This window comes from Oricola indica, assembly GCF_965227485.1.
Lineage (GTDB): Bacteria > Pseudomonadota > Alphaproteobacteria > Rhizobiales > Rhizobiaceae > Oricola > Oricola indica.
Window position 1 is genome coordinate 2,318,909 of the sequence record NZ_OZ245747.1, and the last position, 21,707, is coordinate 2,340,615.

The 21,707-nt window shown below is 63.0% G+C and carries 17 protein-coding genes; 12 read left to right on the forward strand and 5 right to left on the reverse strand.

The window, feature by feature from the left end:
• Window positions 1-45 precede the first annotated feature (45 nt).
• The 6 genes from phnC to phnN all read left to right on the forward strand — a co-directional run bounded on the left by phnC (window position 46) and on the right by phnN (window position 6,341).
• A complete protein-coding gene (phnC, locus tag ACQK2M_RS11655) occupies window positions 46-885 on the forward strand; it encodes a phosphonate ABC transporter ATP-binding protein (protein ID WP_425417954.1) in 840 nt (279 codons plus the stop codon).
• Window positions 886-983: 98 nt separating this feature from the next.
• Window positions 984-1,892, forward strand: coding sequence for a phosphonate ABC transporter substrate-binding protein (phnD, locus tag ACQK2M_RS11660; protein ID WP_425417955.1), 909 nt, complete (start codon window positions 984-986; stop codon window positions 1,890-1,892).
• Window positions 1,893-1,961: 69 nt separating this feature from the next.
• Window positions 1,962-2,936 carry a phosphonate ABC transporter, permease protein PhnE gene (gene phnE, locus ACQK2M_RS11665; protein ID WP_425417956.1) on the forward strand — a complete coding sequence of 325 codons (975 nt, stop codon included), beginning with the start codon at window positions 1,962-1,964 and terminating at the stop codon, window positions 2,934-2,936.
• Between the two features lie 2 nt (window positions 2,937-2,938).
• Entirely contained in the window at window positions 2,939-4,522 is a 1,584-nt protein-coding gene (gene phnE, locus ACQK2M_RS11670; protein WP_425417957.1) for a phosphonate ABC transporter, permease protein PhnE, read from the forward strand.
• Between the two features lie 25 nt (window positions 4,523-4,547).
• Window positions 4,548-5,738, forward strand: coding sequence for an alpha-D-ribose 1-methylphosphonate 5-triphosphate diphosphatase (locus ACQK2M_RS11675; RefSeq protein WP_425417958.1), 1,191 nt, complete (start codon window positions 4,548-4,550; stop codon window positions 5,736-5,738).
• Window positions 5,739-5,753: 15 nt separating this feature from the next.
• Window positions 5,754-6,341 (forward strand): phosphonate metabolism protein/1,5-bisphosphokinase (PRPP-forming) PhnN, encoded by a 588-nt coding sequence (phnN, locus tag ACQK2M_RS11680; RefSeq protein ID WP_425417959.1) that lies wholly within the window; start codon window positions 5,754-5,756, stop codon window positions 6,339-6,341.
• An 18-nt stretch (window positions 6,342-6,359) separates the two neighbouring features.
• Here phnN and pobA read toward each other — a convergent pair whose 3' ends face one another.
• Window positions 6,360-7,532: a 4-hydroxybenzoate 3-monooxygenase gene (gene pobA / locus ACQK2M_RS11685; RefSeq protein ID WP_425417960.1), complete on the reverse strand. Its 1,173-nt coding sequence runs from the start codon at window positions 7,530-7,532 to the stop codon at window positions 6,360-6,362.
• A gap of 77 nt (window positions 7,533-7,609) precedes the next feature.
• Window positions 7,610-8,098 carry an Lrp/AsnC family transcriptional regulator gene (locus ACQK2M_RS11690; RefSeq protein WP_223475286.1) on the reverse strand — a complete coding sequence of 163 codons (489 nt, stop codon included), beginning with the start codon at window positions 8,096-8,098 and terminating at the stop codon, window positions 7,610-7,612.
• A 118-nt stretch (window positions 8,099-8,216) separates the two neighbouring features.
• On the opposite strand from ACQK2M_RS11690, the gene putA reads away from it, so the two are divergent.
• Window positions 8,217-11,714: a bifunctional proline dehydrogenase/L-glutamate gamma-semialdehyde dehydrogenase PutA gene (gene putA / locus ACQK2M_RS11695; protein WP_425417961.1), complete on the forward strand. Its 3,498-nt coding sequence runs from the start codon at window positions 8,217-8,219 to the stop codon at window positions 11,712-11,714.
• Between the two features lie 67 nt (window positions 11,715-11,781).
• On the opposite strand, the gene ACQK2M_RS11700 is transcribed toward putA, so the two are convergent.
• Window positions 11,782-12,945 carry an acetate/propionate family kinase gene (locus ACQK2M_RS11700; protein ID WP_425417962.1) on the reverse strand — a complete coding sequence of 388 codons (1,164 nt, stop codon included), beginning with the start codon at window positions 12,943-12,945 and terminating at the stop codon, window positions 11,782-11,784.
• Window positions 12,942-14,327: a bifunctional enoyl-CoA hydratase/phosphate acetyltransferase gene (locus ACQK2M_RS11705; RefSeq protein WP_223475282.1), complete on the reverse strand. Its 1,386-nt coding sequence runs from the start codon at window positions 14,325-14,327 to the stop codon at window positions 12,942-12,944. Before ACQK2M_RS11705 ends, ACQK2M_RS11700 begins: the two co-directional genes overlap by 4 nt.
• Window positions 14,328-14,577: 250 nt before the next feature.
• Here ACQK2M_RS11705 and ACQK2M_RS11710 point away from each other — a divergent pair, with 250 nt between their 5' ends.
• From ACQK2M_RS11710 to ACQK2M_RS11720, 3 genes are all read left to right on the forward strand, one after another.
• Window positions 14,578-15,900, forward strand: coding sequence for an NAD(P)-dependent oxidoreductase (locus tag ACQK2M_RS11710; RefSeq protein WP_425417963.1), 1,323 nt, complete (start codon window positions 14,578-14,580; stop codon window positions 15,898-15,900).
• A gap of 14 nt (window positions 15,901-15,914) precedes the next feature.
• On the forward strand, window positions 15,915-17,228 hold the full coding sequence (gene preA / locus ACQK2M_RS11715) for an NAD-dependent dihydropyrimidine dehydrogenase subunit PreA (protein ID WP_425417964.1): 1,314 nt from the start codon (window positions 15,915-15,917) through the stop codon (window positions 17,226-17,228).
• A 72-nt stretch (window positions 17,229-17,300) separates the two neighbouring features.
• Entirely contained in the window at window positions 17,301-17,999 is a 699-nt protein-coding gene (locus ACQK2M_RS11720; RefSeq protein WP_425417965.1) for a glutathione S-transferase, read from the forward strand.
• Here ACQK2M_RS11720 and ACQK2M_RS11725 read toward each other — a convergent pair.
• Complete coding sequence (locus ACQK2M_RS11725; RefSeq protein ID WP_425417966.1) at window positions 17,996-18,643, reverse strand: TetR family transcriptional regulator C-terminal domain-containing protein; 648 nt, start codon at window positions 18,641-18,643, stop codon at window positions 17,996-17,998. The genes ACQK2M_RS11720 and ACQK2M_RS11725 overlap by 4 nt on opposite strands.
• A 207-nt stretch (window positions 18,644-18,850) precedes the next feature.
• Here ACQK2M_RS11725 and ACQK2M_RS11730 point away from each other — a divergent pair, with 207 nt between their 5' ends.
• Together ACQK2M_RS11730 and ACQK2M_RS11735 are read left to right on the forward strand one after the other, a co-directional pair.
• A complete protein-coding gene (locus ACQK2M_RS11730; RefSeq protein WP_425417967.1) occupies window positions 18,851-20,176 on the forward strand; it encodes an aspartate aminotransferase family protein in 1,326 nt (441 codons plus the stop codon).
• A 21-nt stretch (window positions 20,177-20,197) separates the two neighbouring features.
• Window positions 20,198-21,694, forward strand: coding sequence for a CoA-acylating methylmalonate-semialdehyde dehydrogenase (locus ACQK2M_RS11735; protein ID WP_425417968.1), 1,497 nt, complete (start codon window positions 20,198-20,200; stop codon window positions 21,692-21,694).
• Window positions 21,695-21,707 lie beyond the last annotated feature (13 nt).

The window sequence follows — 21,707 nt, forward strand, 5'->3', positions numbered from 1 at the left end:
CCGCTTAGACCCCCGGTTGGAACAGTCGGAACGCGGGGTTCGCCAGTGCTCGAAATCACGAATGTGACTCGCCGTTTCGGCGCCAATGCGGCCGTCAAGTCGGTCACCCTGACAATCCCCTCCGGCCAGATGGTCGGCGTCATCGGCGCATCAGGCGCTGGCAAATCGACCCTTCTTCGCATGATCAATCGCCTGATCGACCCGTCCGAGGGTCGGATCGTTTTCGAGGGCGCGGAAGTATCGTCGATTTCGGGACAGACGCTGCGCAACTGGCAGCGCGACTGCGCGATGATCTTCCAGCAGTTCAACCTGGTGCCGCGCATCGACGTGCTGACCAATGTGCTGCTCGGCCGGCTGAACCATCGCTCGACGCTATCGAGCATTCTGAACATGTTCACACGCGAGGAACGCGCCATGGCGATCGCCTCGTTGGAGCGCCTCGATATCGCGAAGACCGCGATGCAGCGCGCCGGCACGCTATCGGGTGGCCAGCAGCAGCGCGTCGCCATCGCGCGCGCGTTGATGCAGCAGCCGAAGGTGATCCTGGCAGACGAGCCGATCGCCTCGCTCGATCCGCGCAATGCGCAGATCGTCATGCAGTCGCTGCGCGACATCAACCAGAGCGACGGCATCACCGTCATCACCAATCTGCACACGCTCGACACCGCGCGCGCCTATTGCGAGCGCATCATCGGCATGTCGGGCGGCGAGGTCGTGTTCGACGGCACGCCGGACGACCTGACGGAGGCTGCAGCGCGGCGCATCTACGGCGCGGATGCGCTGGAGGAAGCGTTCTCCGAGGCCGTCACCTCAACCAGCTTCGGAGCGGGTCGCGAAAAGGTCGCGCCGAAACCCGAACCCGAAGTGGTCGCCGCACGGCCCTGACAGACAGAGAGAATTCCGCGCGATGTCGGTCGCGTTGCGCGGTGCGTTTTCAGAACGACCATCAAACGGGGACATTCCCCGCCAACAGGAGAGACGAAATGCTCAAGAAACTCCTTCTTGCTACCGCCGCGGTCGCGGCCATCGCAACCGGTTCCGTTTCCGCCCAGGCCCAGGACGTGTTCCGTATCGGCATCCTCGGCGGTGAAAACGAAGCCGACCGCCTGCGCAACTTCCAGTGCATGGTCGACCAGCTTCCGGAAGCCATCGGCGTCAAGGAAGTCAAGCTGTTCCCGGCTGCCGACTATGACGGCACGATCCAGGGCCTGCTCGGCGGCACGCTCGATTATGCCGAGCTCGGCGCATCCGGCTATGCCAAGGTCTACCTGACCGATCCGGACGCGGTCGATCCGGTCCTGACCACGGTTCAGACCGACGGTGCGACCGGCTATTATTCCATCATGCTCGCCCGCAAGGATTCCGGCATCAAGACGCTGGAAGACATGAAGGGCAAGAAGCTCGGCTTCGCCGATCCGGACTCCACCTCCGGCTACCTCGTCCCGTCCGTCGCCCTGCCGGCGCAGATCGGCGCGAAGGTCGATGACTACTTCGCTTCCACCGGCTTTGGCGGCGGCCATGAGAACAACGTTCTCGAAATGCTCAAGGGCACTTTCGACGGCGCCGTGACCTGGTCGTCGGGCGTTGGCGACTATGCCGACGGCTACACCTCGGGCAACATCCGCAAGATGGTCGACAAGGGCCTTCTGGACATGAACGACGTGGTCGAAGTCTGGCGTTCGCCGCTGATCCCGAACGGCCCGATCGTCGTTTCGAACAAGCTGGACAAGGACGTCCGCGCCAAGTTCGTTTCCTGGATGAAGGCTCTTCCGGAGTCCGATCCGGATTGCTTCTCCGCCATCCAGGGCGGCGACTACAAGGGCTTCGTCGACGTCGACCAGTCCTTCTATGAGACCATCATCGCCGCTCGCAAGGCGAAGATCGGCTCGTAAGGTCCGAGGCCTTTTCGATCGCCGCGGCTTTCGGGCCGCGGCGGCTTTTTCCTCTTTCGGATCTGATCGATGGCCGTGACAGATGCATCCGCGCATGGCGCCTATGTGGACAGAGACGGGCGTTATGACGTCGAGCGCCACTGGCGCGACCTCAACGCCACCAGGCGGCTCTACACCATCGGCGGACTTGTCGCTCTGGCGATCGCGCTGGTCGCGTCGCTGTGGTTCGCCAACGAGACCAATGCGGGCAAGTTTTTTGATCGCCTGCCGCATTTCTTCGATTTCGTCGGAGACCTGATCCCGCGGGACGGCTGGGAAGTCTGGCGCGCCCTGTTCGACCTGCCGAGCCCCTACGACACCGGCAGTCTGCAGTACAATTACCCGGTCGGACGGGTCTACATCACCGACAGCCTCTACGTTCCGGAATATTTCTACAAGATGCTGGAAACGCTGAACATTGCGGTGTTCGCGACGCTGATCGGCTTCACGTTCGGCTTCGTTTTCAGTTTCGTCGCGGCGAAGAACCTGACGGCGTCGCGCTGGTTGCGCTTTGTCGTGCGCCGCTTGATGGAAATCCTGCGCGCCTTTCCCGAAATCGTCATTGCGGGCTTCTTCCTGGCGATCTTCTCGCTGGGGCCGATCCCGGCGATGATCGCCGTGTCGATCCATACAATCGGCGCGCTCGGCAAGATGTTCTTCGAGGTCGTCGAAAACGCGGACATGAAGCCCGATGAGGGCCTGCGCGCGGTGGGCGGAAACTGGTTCGAGCGCGTCTGGTTCGGCATAGTGCCGCAGGTCATGCCGAACTTCATCAGCTATTTTCTGCTGCGCCTGGAGATCAATGTGCGCGCCTCCACCATTCTCGGCGCGGTTGGCGCGGGCGGTATCGGCGAGGCGCTGAGGCTCTCGATCAGCCGCGGCCACGAGGCCAAGACGCTCGCCATCATCCTGCTCCTGTTCGTCACGATCATCTGCGTGGACCAGCTTTCGGCCTGGTTGCGCAAGAAGCTCGTCGGCAAGCAGGCCTTCGAATTCGGACGCTGACCATGACGACGCTGACCGCAGACCAGATCGACGATATCGAACGGCGTCACCCGGACGCCTTCCGTCAGCCCTTTTTCAAGCGTTTCGCCTATCCGATCGCCGTCGTGGTGCTGGTTCTCTACACCGTCTATGCGTGGTGGTTCTTCTCCATCGGTTCGGTCATCGCGAACGGCAACTGGAACATCGCCGGCGCCTATCTCGCCGACTGGGTGTCGTACGAAGTGCGGCCGGATGTCGAATACAAGACCGGCGATATCGAGATCACCTATCCGCGTTTCTCGCCGCTCGGCGAGAATCCGGATCCGTCCTGGATCACGACCGAGCGCGGCCTCGTGACGGTTTCGGTCGAAGGTGCCGACACCAGCGATTCGAAGCCCGCCAGCACGGGCGGGGCAGGGGTCGGCGGCAGTTTCATGTCTCCGTCCTCGGATGCCACAAACACCGGCGGCAGCGGCCTTGCCGGCAGTTTCATGTCGCCGAGTTCGGATGCGTCCAGCATGGGCGGCAGCGCGGATGCGGGCGGCGACACGAGCGTCGTGACCGAAACCCGCGAGGGTATCGCCGAAGCGACGGTGGAGATTTCCTCGACCGCGAAGGCTGAGATCATCGCAGACGAGGTCCGGCTGACGCGCGGTGGCGAGACGCTGGTGCTGACGATCGATCGCAAGAACGAGAAGGTGTTCCCCGTCCGCGATCTGCCGTCCTGGGCGCTGCAGAAGGAAGAGGGTGAGAAGGTTCTCGCCTATTTCGGTTTTGCCGGCCGCGCGGAAGTGCGCTGGTACGAGGTCAAGGTGAACCGGCGGTTCCTCGGCTGGGAGAATTTCTGGTTCGACACGCGGTCGCCCTATTGGGGCAAGACCTTTCCCGAGGTGATGGCGTTGGCCTTTTCCAGCGAGCGTATTGATCCGGACCGGTCCAATCTCGCGGTGATGTGGGACAATATCGTCAACAATGCCGAGTGGCAGCATGGCGATGTCTGGATCAAGCTGCTGCAAACCATCGTCATGGCGTTTGTCGGCACGCTGTTTGCCGTGACGATTGCCTTTCCGCTGTCCTTCATGGCCGCGCGCAACATCACGCCGAACCGCTTCGTCAACCAGGTGCTGAAGCGGTTCTTCGATTTCCTGCGCTCCGTCGACATGTTGATCTGGGCGCTGTTCTTCACCCGCGCCTTCGGGCCGGGGCCGCTGGCCGGCATCTCGGCGATCTTCTTCACCGACACCGGCACGTTCGGTAAGCTCTATTCCGAGGCGCTGGAGAATATCGACGACAAGCAACGCGAAGGCGTGCGGTCGGTTGGAGCGTCGCCAGCGGCCGTTCAGCGCTTCGGCGTCGTGCCGCAGGTGTTGCCGGTTTTCATTTCGCAGGCGCTCTATTTCTGGGAATCCAACACGCGTTCGGCGACCATCATCGGCGCGGTCGGGGCCGGCGGTATCGGCCTTAAACTGTGGGAAGCGATGCGCACCAATGCGGACTGGGAAAATGTCGCCTATATGGTGATACTCATCCTCATTGTCGTCTTTGTTTTCGACAATATCTCGAATGCGCTTCGCTCGCGGCTGGTCGAGCCGGCGTCCAAGGAATGACGATGTCCACCGGAAAGCTTTTTTGATGAACGAGATACGCGGCGCGTCGGCCTTCGCCGGCGCGGGGACCGAAGAGATTTTCACCAATGCGCATGTCATCCTCGCCGACGAGGTGATCGACGGAACGGTGGTCGTGCGCGACGGCCGGATCGCCGATATCCAGCCGGGCCGCTCCAGCGTGCCGGCGCACGATCTGGAGGGCGACTACCTGACGCCTGGTCTTGTCGAACTGCACACCGATCACCTCGAAACACACTACAGCCCGCGTCCCGGCGTGGCGTGGAGCCTGATGGCGTCCGTTCAGGCCTATGACGCCCAAATCGCGACATCCGGCATCACCACCGTCTTCGATTGCTTCCGGATGGGTAGCGACGAGGACAATGGCTACGAGAAGGGCGAAATGCGCCGGCTGGCCGACGCGCTCAAGGCGGGGCAAGCGGCGGGACGGCTGCGCGCCGAACACCGCATCCACCTTCGCTGCGAGGTTTCCGCGCATAACGTGATCGACGAACTGGATGAATTCCGCGATGAGGATCTCGTCGGACTGGCTTCGCTTATGGACCATGCGCCCGGCCAGCGGCAGTTCCAGACGATGGACAAATACATCCTCTACTACAAGAAAAAGCGCGGTCTGACCGACGCCGAGTTCGAGGATTTCATCAAGCGGCGGCAGGCGGAATCCGCGCGCTATTCGGACAAGCACCGCGACGAGATTGCGGAGCATTGCCATGCGATGGGGATTACCGTCGCCTCGCATGACGACGCAACGCTCGAGCATGTCGATGACGCCATCCGGCTCGGCGTGAAGCTCGCGGAGTTTCCGACTTCCATTGAGGCGGCCAAGGCGTCGCACGAGGCCGGCATGAGCGTCCTCATGGGCGCGCCGAACATCGTGCGCGGCGGTTCGCATTCCGGCAATGTCGCCGCGATTGACCTGGCGCGCCACGGAATCCTCGACGTTCTGTCCTCGGACTATATTCCGTTCAGCCTGTTGCACTCCGTCTTCGTGATCGCGCGCGATGTCGATACGCTCGGTCTGCCGCAGGCGCTGCGCATGGTCACCAAGACACCCGCCGAGACCGTTGGATTGACCGACCGCGGCGAGATTGCCATCGACAAGCGCGCGGATCTCGTCCGGGTCCATCACGATCCGGATCACCCGGAAGATGTCCCGGTCGTGCGCGGCGTTTGGCGAGACGGCAAAAGGGTCGCCTGACGGCAGGGAGAGGCGATGTTTGCGGGGCAGGGCTGTTTCATTGCCATTGTCGGCCCGAGCGGGGCCGGCAAGGACACGCTGATTTCGTGGCTGAAGCCGCGGCTGGAGCCCATCGACGAAATTCTGTTCGCGCGCAGGGCCGTCACACGCGATGCGGATGGTTCGACAGAAGATCACGACTCGCTCGACCGAGAGACATTCGCTGCGCAGGAGGACGCGGGGGCGTTCGCCGTCACATGGGAAGCGCATGGCCTGCGCTACGGTATTCCGGCGGCGACCCTTCGTCATGTCGAGACGGGCGGGATCGTGATCGGCAACGGGTCGAGATGGGCGCTCGCCGACATAGAGCGCGCATACTCGAACCTGCTCGTGGTCAATTTGGCCGTGGACCGGCATGTGCTGGCCGAGCGGCTTGCCGTACGCGGTCGCGAGACGGCCGAGGAAATTGAAAAGCGTCTTGCACGCAGCGCAGAGAAGCTGCCGGAAATCGGCCATGTGGTCGAGATCGACAATTCCGGTGAAATCGAAATGGCGGGACGGGCGTTCCTGTCGCTCCTGAAAGAGCGCTTCGATCTCGGCGAGACGGCTGTCATCGGCGCCTGACGCCGGTTTGCGGCGCTGTCAGTCCTCGAAGGGCAAGCCGATATATTCGTATGCGAGCGCCTGTTGCACTTCCTCGGATGCCAGCAGCAGGTCGTAATCGTTCTGGCGGATCTTCTGGTCGAAGGGGTCCTCGTCCGGAAAGACGTGGAGGAGTTTCGTCAGTTTCCAGGAGATGTTTTCGGCGGCCCAGATACGGCGCAACGCCATCTCCGAGTAGCAGTCGAGATAGTGATCGCTGCCCTCGTCGTAGTGGGTGATTAGCGCACGGCTCAAATAGAAGATGTCGGAGAAGGCGAGATTGAGCCCCTTGGCGCCGGTTGGCGGCACGATATGGGCGGCGTCGCCAGCCAGGAACAATTTGCCCCAGCGCATCGGTTCGGAAACGAAGGAGCGAAGCGGCGCGATCGATTTCTCGATCGACGGTCCGGTCTGGACCTGCTGCGCCATATTTTCCGGTACACGCCTGAGGAACGCGTCCCAGAACCGGTCATCGGACCATTGCTCGACCTTGTCTGCGGCGGGGACCTGCACGTAGTACCGGCTGAGCATCGGATTGCGGCGCGACGCCATGGCGAAACCGTCCGTGTGATAGGCGTAGACGAGTTCCTTCAGTGGCGGACGCTCGACCATGATGCCGAGCCATCCGAACGGGTAGATGCGCTCATATTCCCGTCGGATATCGGCCGGGATCGCCATCCGGCTCGGTCCGTGGAACCCGTCGCAGCCAATGACGAAATCGCAGTCGATCCGGTGGGGGATGCCGTCCTTTTCATAGGTGACGGAGGGCGATCCGGTGATGTCGTGCAGCGTCGTGTTCGCGGCTTCGAAGACGATCGCCGCGCCATCGCGCTCCCGTGCGGCATAGAGGTCCTCGGTGATCTGGGTTTGGCCCCAGATCATCATCCGCTTTCCGGTCCAGCGCATCGTGTCGATGAAGAAATCGTCCTTGCCCTGCCAGACGATGCGCGTGCCGTCCTTCGGCATACCGTCGCGGTCCATGCGCTCGGAGAGGCTGTATTGGCGCAGCAGTTCGACAGTGCCATGTTCGAGTACGCCGGCGCGGATGCGGCCGAGCACATGCTGTTTGGTCTGCCTTTCGACGATGACGCTGTCGATCCCCGCCGCATGCAGGACATGGGAGAGGAAAAGGCCGGCCGGGCCGCCGCCGATAATGCAGATCTGGGTACGCATGTCGGTTCCGTGAAAGAGGTCGGGCTAAACTGCTAGCGCGAGGCTCCGGCGAGTTCAATCGCGACGGGCGAACGGCATTACTGTGGAAATTCGCCCACTGGCCCGTCCTTAACCGCCTGCATCGAGACATATGTGGAGGTGTTGGAGACATGCGGCAGAGCGGAAATGGTTTCGCCCAGAATGCGGCGATAGGCGGTAATGTCGCGCGTGCGCACCTTCAGCAGGAAGTCGAACGGGCCGGCGATCATGTGGCATTGCTCGACTTCCGGGATTTGCTTGACCGCGGTGTTGAAGGCGGCGAGCGCCTTTTCCGTCGTGTCGGACAGTTTGACCTCGGTGAACGCGACATGCTCGCGACCGATCTTCGCCATGTCGAGGACGGCGCGGAATCCGAGAATGTATCCCTCATCGATCAGGCGCTTGAGGCGGACCTGGCAGGGGCTTTTCGAAAGACCAACGCGCCGCGACAATTCCGTGACCGGCAGGCGGCCTTCCGCCTCCAGAACCGCGATGATGCGCCTGTCGTAGCGGTCCAGTTGATCTTCGGGGTGGCCAGATTCTTTCATTTTGCCCTCAGATGAAGAAAATTTCGGGATACTTGCCCGATATTTCTCAAATCTGGGGAAAAATGCCTTCGCGGTCAATGATAGCATGGCCTGACAGCGTTTCGTGCCGGAGGTCCTGATGCCAAACGAAGCCCTTCACTCCATCCGCAAGACCATGCGCGCGGCGCATCGCGCCGACGAGGCCGGCCTTATCGAGGGTCTGATCGCTCGCGCTGCGCCCGACACGTCGTCACGCGAGAAGGCTGTTTCGCGCGCAGCGAAGCTGGTCGAGGCGATCCGCTCGGAGGATCGGCCCGGCCTCATGGAAGTGTTCCTGGCCGAATACGGGCTGTCGACGGAGGAAGGCATCGCGCTGATGTGTCTTGCCGAAGCGCTGCTGCGCGTGCCCGACGCGGCGACCATCGACGACCTGATCGAGGACAAGATCGCGCCGTCGCGATGGGGCCGGCATCTCGGCCACTCGAACTCTTCGCTCGTCAACGCCTCGACATGGGCCCTAATGCTGACCGGCAAGGTGCTCGACGGTGATCGCAAGCAGCAAGGCATGGCCGGGCTCTTGCGAGGCGCCGTGAAAAGGCTCGGGGAGCCTGTCATCCGGACGGCGGTGCGTCAGGCAATGCGCGAACTCGGCAGCCAGTTCGTTCTCGGCGAAACGATCCAGGCAGCCATGCAGCGCGGCGCCGCGATGGAGGCGAAGGGCTACAGCTATTCCTACGACATGCTGGGCGAGGCAGCACTGACGGCTGGCGACGCCGAGGACTATTTCGAGGCCTATTCCGGCGCGATCCGGGCGATCGCAGCGCGCTGTGTTCATGACGACATCAGGCGCAATCCCGGAATTTCGGTGAAGCTGTCGGCGCTTCATCCGCGCTACGAGCTCGGGCAGGAGGCGCGCGCGATGGAGGAACTCGCGCCGCGTGTCGCCGATCTCGCCGCGATGGCCGCGAAGGCGGGGATGGGGTTCAACATCGATGCGGAGGAGGCAGACAGGCTGGACCTGTCGCTCGACGTGATCGAGAAGGTGCTGGCCGACGAGCGGCTCGCGGGCTGGGACGGGTTCGGCGTGGTCGTGCAGGCCTATGGCAAGCGCGCGCCAGCGGTGCTCGACTGGCTGTATGCGCTGGCCGAAAAGCTCGACAGGAAGATCATGTTGCGGCTCGTCAAAGGCGCCTACTGGGACACCGAAATCAAGCGCGCGCAGATCGACGGTGTCGCCGATTTCCCGGTCTTCACCCGCAAGGCGGCGAGCGATGTGTCCTATATCTGCTGCGCGAAGAAGCTGCTCGACATGACCGGCCGGATCTATCCGCAATTCGCGACGCATAATGCGCACAGCGTGGCGGCGATCCTGGAGATGGCCGGCGACAGGGACAGTTTCGAATTCCAGCGCCTGCACGGCATGGGCGAGGCTCTGCACCGTATCGTGCTCAATGGCGAGAAGACGAAGTGCCGGATCTATGCGCCGGTCGGCGCGCACCGCGACCTGCTTGCCTATCTCGTGCGCCGGCTGCTGGAAAACGGCGCAAATTCGTCCTTCGTCAACCAGATCGTCGACGTGGACGTGCCGGTCGCGGAGATCGTTGCCGATCCGTTTGCCGAATGGGCCGAGGATCCGACGTCCAATCCGCGAATTCGAAAGCCGGCGGCGGTGTTCGAGCCGGTGCGCGGGAATTCCAAAGGGTTCGACCTGCGCAATCGCGACGATCTCGAAACAATCGAGGCGGCGCGATCCCCTTTCCGCACCGAGCGCTTCGAGGCCGGCCCGATGCTCTCCGGCGGACGCGGCAAGGGCGATACACGCGAGGTCTTCAATCCGGCAGATCCGAGCGACGTAGTCGGGACGGTCGCGGATGCCGAACTGAAAGACGTGCGCAATGCGCTGGACCACGCGCGCGACTGGTCCGACTGCCCGGCGGAAAAGCGGGCGCAGACATTGAGCCGTGTCGCCGACCTCTATGAAGAGAATTTCGGGCCGCTCTTCGCGCTTCTGGCGCGCGAGGCCGGCAAGACGCAACTCGATGCCGTGGGCGAGTTGCGCGAGGCGGCGGATTTCCTGAGATACTACGCGAACCAGGCCGAGGGGCTCGGAGACGCGCAACCGCGGGGGCTTTTCGCCTGCATATCGCCATGGAATTTCCCGCTGGCGATTTTCACAGGCCAGATCGCAGCCGCGCTGGCCGCCGGAAACGGTGTGCTGGCGAAACCGGCCGAACAGACACCGCTTGTCGCGGCGCGCGCCGTCCAACTTATGCACGACGCGGGGGTGCCGCGCGATGTCCTGCAATTGCTGCCGGGAGATGGCGCTGTCGTCGGCGCGGCGCTGACCTCCGATCCGCGCATCGGCGGGGTTTGCTTCACTGGCTCGACGGAGACTGCGCAGGCGATCAACCGGTCGATGGCGCAGCATCTCGCCCCGGACGCGCCATTGATCGCGGAGACCGGCGGGCTCAACGCGATGATCGTCGATTCCACCGCTCTGCCAGAACAGGCGGTGCGCGACATCGTTGCGTCGGCGTTCCAGTCGGCCGGGCAGCGCTGTTCGGCACTTAGGGTCCTTTACGTCCAGGAGGACGTGGCCGAGGGCATGCTGGAAATGCTGTTCGGCGCGATGGACGAGTTGAAGCCTGGCAATCCGTGGTCGCTGTCGACCGATACCGGCCCCGTGATCGACGAGGAGGCGAAACAGGGGATCGTCGCGCATATCGAAAAGGCACGTAACGAGAATCGCTTGCTCAAGGAACTTGAGATGCCGGACGAGGGCACATTCGTCGCACCGACGGTCATTCGCGTCGACGGGATCGGCGATCTGGAGCGAGAGATCTTTGGTCCTGTCCTTCACGTCGCAACCTTCCGGGCTGCGGAAATCGACCGCGTGATCGGCGACATCAATGCCACCGGATATGGCCTGACTTTTGGGCTACACAGCCGCATCGACGACCGGGTCGAGCATCTGACATCCCGCGTCAAGGCCGGTAATCTTTACGTCAACCGCAACCAGATTGGCGCTGTCGTTGCGTCGCAGCCTTTCGGGGGCGAGGGGCTTTCGGGCACCGGTCCGAAGGCAGGCGGGCCGAATTACCTCTCGCGCTTCGTGCAGGCCGAGGCGCGTCCCGGCACGCCGACCAGGGCAACGCCAGCCGATCCGCTTGCCGTTCAAAGCCGGCTCGATCAGCTGAAGCCGGCTCGGGAGGCGGCGCTGTCGACGCTGGCCATGCCGGGTGTAACCGGCGAGTCCAATCGTCTGTCGACCTATGCGCGAGGCACCGTGTTGTGTCTCGGCCCGGACCCGGCCGACGCGGAACGGCAGGCAGAAGTTGCGCGCGCGCAGGGCTGCGTGGCGCTGATCGTGACGGCTGACGTAAGCGGTGGAGACGCGATCCCGTTTTTCCTCGACCGCGAGGATTTGACAACACTGACCGGTTTCGATGCCGTGATGCTGTGGAGCGACCCGGCGGACACCCGCGCCGCGCGCAAGGCGCTGGCGAAGCGTACGGGGCCGCTGATACCGCTGGTCACCGAGCCGGACCCGTCGGAGCGCCTCATCATTGAGCGTCACGTCTGCATCGACACGACCGCCGCCGGCGGCAATGCGGCACTGCTGGCCGCGAATGCGTGAGGCGTAACGCGGTAGAAGTTGCGGTGCACAAACCTGAAAACGCGGCGGTTGCGGCGTTTTGCGGGTCTCAGGAGCTGCCTGTCAGCGCAGTATTGACCGCTCGGGCGATCACGCGTTCTTCGTCCGTGGGAATGACCATGACGCGGGTTCGGCCGGTCCCCAACTCCATTGCGTTATCCGCGTTTTTCGCCTTGTCGATCTCGATGCCAAGCCAGTCCATGTTCTCGCAAACCTTGTGGCGAACATGGGCCGAGTGTTCGCCTATTCCGCCGGTGAAGACGAGGGCGTCGAGCCCGCCGAGCACAGCGGCGAGGCCGCCCAGCTCTTGACGGATGCCCGCGACGAAATAATCGATGGCCTGCTGTGCTTCGGGCGCGCTGGACGCTTCGAGCTCACGCATGTCGTGAGTGAGGCCGGACAGGCCTTTCAGACCGCTCTTCCTGTAAAGCAGGTCGGTGAGCGCGTCCGGCGTCATCTTTTCGTGTTCGAGCATGTAGAGCAGGACACCCGGATCGATCTGGCCGCAGCGCGTTCCCATCGGCAGGCCGTCGAGCGTCGTGAAGCCCATGGTTGAAGTCACGCTGGCGCCGCCGCGCAGGGCGCACATGGACGCGCCGTTTCCGAGGTGGGCGATGACCACGCGTGCGTCGCGAAGCTCGGGCGCGACGCGGGCAACTTCGCTTGAAACGTAGTCGTAGGACAGGCCATGGAAGCCGTAGCGGCGAACACCGCGATCGTACCATTCGCGGGGCAGGCCGAAAGTGTCATGCACCCACGGATGCGCCCGGTGGAAAGCCGTGTCGAAACAGGCGATCTGCACGGCATCCGGAAAAGCGTCGATAGCCGCATGGACCGCGGCGAGGTTGTGCGGCTGATGTAGCGGGGCGAGGGGTTCCAGGTCGGTCAGCGCCGCAATCGTCGCTTCGTCCAGCCGGGCAGGCTTGGTGAAATCGGTGCCGCCGTGGACGATGCGGTGGCCGACGCCTGCGACGCCGCCATCCAGCCCGTCATCGGCATGGTCGAGGATTGCCGCGAGCGCCCGCTTGTGATCGGCTTTTCCGATCTCGTAGCGGTGCTTGTCCCGGCCGTCGGCTTCGATGCTCAATCGGGCGTCGCCACCGATATTCTCGACCTGGCCGCGCATCTTCTCGACAGGGTCCGTGCCGGGCGCATAGATCGAGAACTTGATGGAGGAGGAACCGGCGTTGATCGTGAGTATCGCGCCGGTCACGGCTTCTTTCTCCACTCATGAAAAAGCGCGGCGACGGCGCAGGAGGCGAGTCGAGCCTTGTCGTCATCGGCGCGGCTGGTCAGGATGATCGGACAAAGCGCGCCCATTACCACGCCGGCGGCCTCGGCATGGGCGACGAAGGTCAGTTCTTTCGCCAGCATGTTGCCGGCTTCCATGTTCGGAACGACGAGGATGTCGGCATGACCGGCCACAAGCGACTTGATGCCCTTGGTTCTGGCGGCCTCGACATCGACGGCGTTGTCCATGGCGAGCGGCCCGTCGACGATGCCGCCCTTGATCTGGCCGCGCTCGGCCATCTTGGAAAGGACGGCGGCGTCGATGGTCGACGGGATCTTTGGGTTTACGGTTTCAACGGCCGATAGAACGCCGACCTTGGGCTCCTCGATGCCGAGGGATCGCGCGAGGTCGATTGCGTTCTGGGTAATGTCGACCTTTTCTTCGAGGCTTGGCGCGATGTTGATCGCCGCATCGGTTACCATCAGGAGCTGGTCGAGGCCGGGCACATCCATGACGAAGACATGGCTGAGGCGCCGCGCCGTGCGCAACCCGCCGTCCTTCTTGATGACGTGGCGCAGCAATTGGTCGGTGTGAAGATGGCCCTTCATGACCGCCTTGGCGCGGCCCTCGTGAACGAGGTGAACGGCCAGCGCGGCGGCGCGATCATGATCGGGTTCATCGATCAGTTCGATTCCCGTCAGGTCGGCGCCCAGTTTCTTTGCGACGTCTGCAATCTTTTCGCGGTCGCCGATCAGGATCGGATGTATCAGCGTGTGTTCGGCGGCAAGCAGCGCGCCGGACAGGGCCTGCTCCTCCTCCGGAGCGACGACGGCGGTCGGAATCGCCTCCAGCGGTTCTGAAAGGTCGAGAAGCCTGTCGAAATGGACATGGCGACGGATCGTCAGGCCGGGAAGATCCTCGTCGTTGAAAGTGACCTGCTTTTCGGGCGCGATGACCTCGGCCTCGCCCTCGACGATTCGGCGGCCGTCCGGGCCCTCGACCCATGTGTCGAAACAGGCGATCCGGTCTGGCCGAAGCTCGGTGATACGAACCTTGATGGTCAGTTCCTCTCCGGCCTCAGCGCGGCCGAGGAAGCGTAGGGTCTGCTGCTTGTAGAGCGAGCCGGGGCCGGGGAGGAAATTGCCCAGCACGGCGGAAAACAGCGAGGCCACCCACATGGACGGCGCCTTGGGTTCGTCCTCCAGCCCGTCGCCCGTGTGGTCCTCGTGCGGGAGGTGCACCGGATTGTGGTTGCCGGAGGAGTTGGCGAAGATGAAGAAGTCCTCGGCGCGGCAAAGGCGCTTGATCTCGGCCTCCATGCCGACGGAAAGCTGGTCATGGGTCTTGTTGGTATAGATCGTCATTGGATTCGACTCGGAAAATTCGACGTATCGGGGAATGTCGGCGACCTTCGCCCGCTTCGCCGATTCAGGCAAGGCTTGCGCAGAGTTTCACCTGTGCGGACAGGCCACTCGCGTGAAAGTCGCATCAAGGTGTGACAGGTGTTTTACGTCGCGATTTTCAAATTTGACCTTTTGATAAAATTCGGTCATCTTTTTTTCGATGACGTCGCCCGGTGGGCGGCAGGGCAACGCGATGTGGAGGGAGTGCCGCATGAATGCCGATCAACAGGCCCGTGACGTAAAGGCCGGTCGTCTCGATCCGGATGCCTATTCCGATCTGTTTTCGGATCTGCATCCGCCGCTCGACGGGCACGAAGCGCATGTCGAGGCCGACCGGTGCTATTTCTGTTACGACGCGCCCTGCATGGAAGCGTGTCCGACATCGATCGACATACCGATGTTCATTCGCGAGATATCGACGGGCAATCCGCTCGGCGCGGCGAAGACGATCTTCGAGCAGAACATCTTCGGCGGCATGTGCGCCCGCGTCTGTCCGACGGAGACGCTCTGCGAGGAAGTCTGCGTGCGCGAAACGGCGGAAGGCAAGCCGGTGAAGATCGGCCTGCTGCAGCGCTTCGCGACCGATGCGGCCATGGCGGCTGAAAAGCAGTTCTTCACCCGCGCGCCTTCGACCGGTAAGCGCGTCGCGGTGGTCGGGGCCGGGCCGGCGGGGCTGGCCTGCGCGCATCGCCTGGCAGTGAAGGGTCATGATGTCGATGTCTACGAGGCGCATCCCAAGGCGGGCGGACTGAATGAATACGGCATCGCCAGCTACAAGACGCCGGACGGCTTCGCACAGGCGGAAGTCGATTACATTACCGCCATCGGCGGCATCACGATGCACTATGAAAAGGCGCTCGGCGCGGAGATTTCGCTGTCGCAGCTTTCCGCCGACTATGACGCGGTCTTCCTCGGCATGGGGCTTGCGGGCGTCAATGCGCTTTCCATCGATGGCGCCGATGCGGATGGCAGTCTCGACGCGGTCTCGTGGATCGGCGATTTGCGCCAGGCGTCCGACGTCTCGACCGTTCCGGTCGGTCGGCGTGTGGTCGTCATTGGCGGCGGCATGACCGCGGTCGATGCCGCGGTGCAGGCCAAGGCGTTGGGCGCGGATGAGGTGACGATCTGCTATCGCGGACCGAAAGAGCGCATGAAGGCGTCGGAATACGAGCAGGAAATCGCCAAGGTACGCGGCGTCTCGATCCGTTACGGGATGAACCCGAAATCGATGATCGTCGAGGGTGGCGCAATTGCGGGCATAACCTTCGACCGGGGCGGCGAAACCGTCACCATCGCATGCGACGAGGTGATGAAGGCGATCGGCCAGGCTTTCGTGCCGGACAGTCTGAACGGCTCCGGCGAGACGATCGCGCTCGACGGCGGGCGTGTCGCGGTCGATGAAGAGGGCCGGACGTCCATGGCGAAGGTCTGGGCAGGCGGCGATTGCGTCAATGCCGGCGACGACCTGACGGTGACCGCCGTGTCGCAGGGCCGCGATGCGGCCGAGAGCATTCACAGTGCATTGAGCGCCTGACAGGAGGACGCGACATGGCAGACCTTTCGACGAATTTCCTCGGTATCAAGTCGCCGAACCCGTTCTGGCTGGCCTCCGCGCCGCCGACCGACAAGCAGTATAATGTCGAGCGTGCCTTCGAGGCGGGCTGGGGCGGCGTCGTGTGGAAGACGCTGGGCGAGGCGGGTCCGCCCGTCGTCAATGTCAACGGACCGCGCTACGGCGCGATCTGGGGTGCGGACCGGCGACTGCTGGGTCTCAACAATATCGAGTTGATCACCGACCGCGACCTTGAGATCAATCTCGAGGAGATCAAGGCGACCAAGAAGAACTGGCCCGACCGGGCGGTCGTTATCTCGCTGATGGTGCCTTGCGAAGAAGAACCGTGGAAAAAGATCCTCGGCCGCGTTGCTGAGACGGGCGCCGACGGGGTGGAGCTGAATTTCGGCTGTCCGCACGGCATGAGCGAGCGCGGCATGGGTTCGGCGGTCGGACAGGTGCCGGAATATATCCAGATGGTCGCCGAGTGGTGCAAGCAGCACACCGACATGCCAGTGATCGTCAAGCTGACGCCGAACATCACCGACATCCGGCGCCCCGCGGAAGCGGCGAAACGCGGCGGCGCGGACGCGGTGAGCCTGATCAACACGATCAACTCAATCACCGCGGTCGATCTCGACAGCTTCGCGCCCGAGCCGACCATCGACGGCAAGGGATCGCATGGCGGCTATTGCGGGCCGGCGGTCAAGCCGATCGCCCTGTCCATGGTGTCCGAGATTGCGCGCAATCCGGAGACGCACGGACTACCGATTTCCGGCATCGGTGGCGTGACGACATGGCGCGACGCCGCGGAATTCATCGCGCTCGGCTGCGGCACCGTGCAGGTCTGCACCGCGGCGATGACATATGGATTCAAGGTCGTGCAGGAAATGATTGCAGGCCTTGAGAATTACATGGATGAGAAGGGCTTCGAGACGATCGAGGATTTCCGTGGCAAGGCGGTCCCGAACGTCACCGATTGGCAGTATCTCAACCTGAACTACGTCACCAAGGCGAAGATCGACCAGGAGGCCTGCATCAAGTGCGGCCGCTGCCACATCGCCTGCGAGGACACGTCGCACCAGGCGATTACCAACATGGTGGACGGCAAGCGCCACTTCGAGGTGATCGAGGAGGAATGCGTCGGCTGCAACCTGTGCGTCAATGTCTGCCCGGTAGAAGGCTGCATCTCCATGGAGCCGATTTCCGGCGTCGATCCGCGCACCAAGAAGCCGGTCGATCCGGACTATGCCAACTGGACGACGCATCCGAACAATCCGGCCGTCTGGGCGAAGGAAGCCGCGGAATAGCGACGCCACGTTGGTTACAGGATTTCCGGCCCGGCCTTGACGGGCCGGCCGGAAAAGTCCCAATTTCGCTGCATGGCTTACAAACTCTACTACTGGCCCGGATTGCCGGGGCGAGGGGAATTCGTCCGCCTCGCATTGGAATATGCCGGTGCCGATTATGAGGATCACGGCGGCTTCGGCGAAGATCGGGACATTGCGACCCCGTCCTTCGCTCCGCCCTATTTGCGCGACGGCGATCTCGTTATCGGCCAGGCGGCGCTGATCCTGCATCACCTCGGGCCGAAACTGGGGCTTGCGCCGCAGGACGAGGCCGAAAGGCTGTGGCTTCACCAGATACAGCTGACCATCATGGATTTCGTCAACGAGGTTCACGACACGCATCACCCGGTCGGTTCGGGTCTCTATTACGAGGACCAGAAGCCGGAGGCGCTGCGCCGCGCCGAGCATTTTCGGACGGAGCGCATACCGAAATTCCTCGGCTGGTTCGAAACCGTGGTCCGGCGCAATCCGCACGGGCAGGTTCACATGGTCGGCGACGCCGTCACCTATGCGGACCTGTCGCTCTTCCACATCTTCGCCGGGCTGGATTACGCCTTCCCGAAGGCCATGGCGCGGCATATCGGTGATTATCCGCATATCGCCGCGATCGCGAAGGCCGTGGGGCAAATGCCCGAACTATCCGGCTATCTGGCGAGCGACCGCCGTCAGGCCTTCAATGAGACGGGCATTTTCCGGCGCTATCCGGAGCTGGACGAACCGGAAGACGTCTAACGCGGCTTGATCCCGTAAAGTATGATCGAAAGCACGGCCTGGGCAGCCTGTTCGTGGAAGCCGGGCTTGCCCGCCTGGGTGCCGATGACGGCCCTGATCTGGACGTCGAAATCCGCGTAATGCTGGGTCGTTGCCCAGATGGTGAAGATCAGGTGATAGGGGTCGATCGGCGCGAGCTTGCCTTCGCCGACCCATTTGCGGATCACCTTCGCCTTTTCGTCGACCAGTGCCTTCAGCGACGTCGTGAGGAAGTCGCTGATTACCGGTGCGCCGTGAATGACCTCGTTGGCGAACAGTTTGGAGGCGTTGGGATTGCTCTCCGACATCTTCAGTTTGGCTGTGATGTAGCGCCGCAGTTCTTCCACAGGATCGCCGTTCGGATCGAGTTCGGCGAATGGGGTCAGCCATTCGGACAGCGTCTGTTCGAGAACCTGCTGGTAGATCGCTCGCTTGCTCTTGAAATAGTAGAGCAGGTTGGGTTTCGACATGCCCGCCTTGCCGGCGATCTCGTCGATCGTCGCGCCCCGGAAACCGGATTTGGCGAACACATCGAGCGCGGCGTCGAGAATGGCCTTTCGATTGGCTTCCTGGATACGCGAAAGCGGCTTGGCTTCCTTGGCGGTGCTTGTTTTCTTGGGAGACAAGGGCGCCTTCTTTTCTTTCCGTGACGCGGGCGTTCCGTGCGATGGTAATGCCACTTGACCGGCTGTGAAAGCTCTTTTAGCGTCCGATTTGACCAAACGGTCAAGCAATGTGCGAAACTTTCTGATTTTGGTCAAGTTTTCCGTCGGATCGCATAGCGCGACGGAAGAAAAACGGGAAATCGGAACCAGCGGCAAGGTGGTGCAGTGATGTCGGAACGAAATGTAGCGCCGAACAATCTTGAAGCGTTCTGGATGCCGTTCACGGCGAACCGGCAGTTCAAGTCGAGCCCGCGCATGCTGGTTGGCGCGCAGGACATGCACTACACGACGTCCGACGGCCGCAAGGTGCTGGACGGAACGGCGGGGCTCTGGTGCTGCAATGCCGGTCACGGCCGGCCGAAGATCGTCGAGGCGATCCAGAAGCAGGCCGCCGAGCTCGACTATGCGCCCGCCTTCCAGATGGGCCACCCCAAGGCCTTCGAACTGGCCGCGCGGCTGGCCGCCAAACTGCCGAAGCCGCTCGACCATGTCTTCTTCACCAATTCCGGCTCCGAAAGCGTCGACACCGCGCTGAAGATCGCGCTCGCCTATCAGCGCCAGATCGGACAGGGCACGCGCACGCGCCTGATCGGCCGCGAGCGGGGCTATCACGGCGTCGGGTTCGGCGGCATCTCGGTCGGCGGCATCGTCGCCAACCGGCGCACATTCGGCACCATGCTGACCGGCGTCGACCATATCCGCCACACCCATGACATCGCGCGCAACGCCTTCACCCGGGGTGAGCCGGAACATGGCGCGGAATTCGCCGACGACCTGATCTCCGTGATCAACCTGCACGACCCGTCGACCATCGCGGCCGTGATCGTCGAACCGGTGGCCGGCTCGACCGGCGTGCTGATCCCGCCGAAGGGCTATCTGAAGAAGCTGCGCGAGATCTGCGACAAACACGGCATCCTCCTGATCTTCGACGAGGTCATCACCGGCTTCGGGCGTCTCGGCACGCCGTTCGCGACGGACTATTTCGATGTCGTGCCGGACCTGATCACGACGGCCAAGGGGATCACCAGCGGTGTCGTGCCGATGGGCGCGGTGTTCTGTTCCTCCGACATCTACAACGCCTTCATGACCGGGCCGGAGAACATGATCGAACTGTTCCACGGCTACACCTATTCGGCGCATCCGCTGGCCTGCGCGGCGGCGCTGGGCACGCTCGACACCTATGAAGAGGAAGGGCTTCTGACGCGCGCGGCCGATCTCGCTTCCTGTTGGGAGGATGCGGTGCATTCGCTGAAGGACTGCCCGCATGTCATCGATATCCGCAATCTCGGCCTGATCGGCGCCATCGAGCTCGAACCGATCGACGGTCAGCCGACCAAGCGCGCCTTCTCCGCCTTCCTGGAGGCCTATGAGCGCGGCATCATGATCCGTACAACCGGCGACATCATCGCCATGTCGCCGCCGCTGATCATCAGCGAGGCGCAGATCGACGAACTCATCGGCACGCTCCGCGATGTCCTGAAGGCGATCGACTGAAGAGAGCGGGGGGAGAAGCCGATGGAGATCATCAGTAACGCGATAAACGGTAGCCTGGTTCGTTCGGCATCGACGCGAACGCAACCTGTGTTCAATCCGGCGACGGGCGAGGAGAGCGCCGTTCTGCCGCTTTCGACCGTATCCGAGCTGGACGAGGCGGTGGCGGCGGCGAAAGCCGCGCTGCCGGCATGGCGCGACACGCCGCCGCTCAAGCGTGCGCGCTACATGTTCAAGTTCAAGGAACTGCTCGACGCCCATGCCGACGACATCGCCCGCGCGATCTCGAAGGAACATGGCAAGACCCATCCGGACGCGCTCGGCGAAGTGGCGCGCGGCATCGAGGTCGTCGAGTTTGCCTGCGGTATTCCGCATCTGCTGAAGGGCGAGTTTTCCCGCAATGTCGGCCCGGCGATCGACTCCTATGCCGACCGGCAGCCGCTCGGCGTCGTTGCGGGCATCACGCCGTTCAACTTCCCGGCCATGGTGCCGATGTGGATGTATCCCGTCGCGGTCGCCTGCGGGAACACCTTCATCCTCAAGCCGTCCGAGCGCGATCCGTCCGCGCCGATGCTGGTCTACGATCTTTTCAAGCAGGCCGGCTTCCCGGATGGCGTGCTGAACGTCGTCCATGGCGACAAGGAAGTGGTCGACGCGATCCTCGATCATCCGGATATCAAGGCGGTGTCTTTCGTCGGCTCCACGCCGATTGCCGAATATGTCTATTCCCGTGGCACGTCGGCCGGAAAACGCGTGCAGGCACTAGGTGGGGCGAAGAACCACATGGTCGTGCTGTCGGACGCCGATATCGAAAAGGCGGCCGATGCGCTGATGGGCGCCGGCTATGGGTCCGCCGGCGAGCGCTGCATGGCGATCTCTGTTGCGGTTCCGGTGGGTGAGGAAACCGCCGACAAGCTGGTCGCCGCGCTGAAGCCTCGTGTCGAGGCGTTGAAGATCGGCCCCTCGACAGACCCGGATGCCGAGATGGGTCCGCTGGTGACGAAGCAGGCGCAGCAGCGAGTGCTCGGTTATATCGACGCCGGCGTCGAGGAAGGCGCGGACCTTGTCGTCGACGGCCGGGGTTTCTCGCTGCAAGGCTACGAGGACGGTTATTTCGTCGGCGGCACACTGTTCGACCGCGTCACCACCGACATGCGCATCTACAGGGAAGAAATCTTCGGCCCGGTTCTCTCGGTCGTCAGGACGAATTCCTACGAGGATGCGGTCGAGATGATCGACAAGCATGAATATGGCAACGGCACGGCGATCTTCACGCGCAACGGCGATGCTGCTCGCGATTTCGCGGACCGGATCGAGGTCGGCATGGTCGGCGTCAATGTGCCGATCCCGGTGCCGGTGGCCTATCATTCCTTCGGCGGCTGGAAGCGCTCGTTGTTCGGCGACCACTCGATCTACGGATCGGAAGGCGTGCGTTTCTACACGCGGCTGAAAACGGTCACCACGCGCTGGCCGGACGATATCCACGAGGGGGCGATCTTCACGTTCCCCTCCATGAAGTAAGCGAGACAGAAGG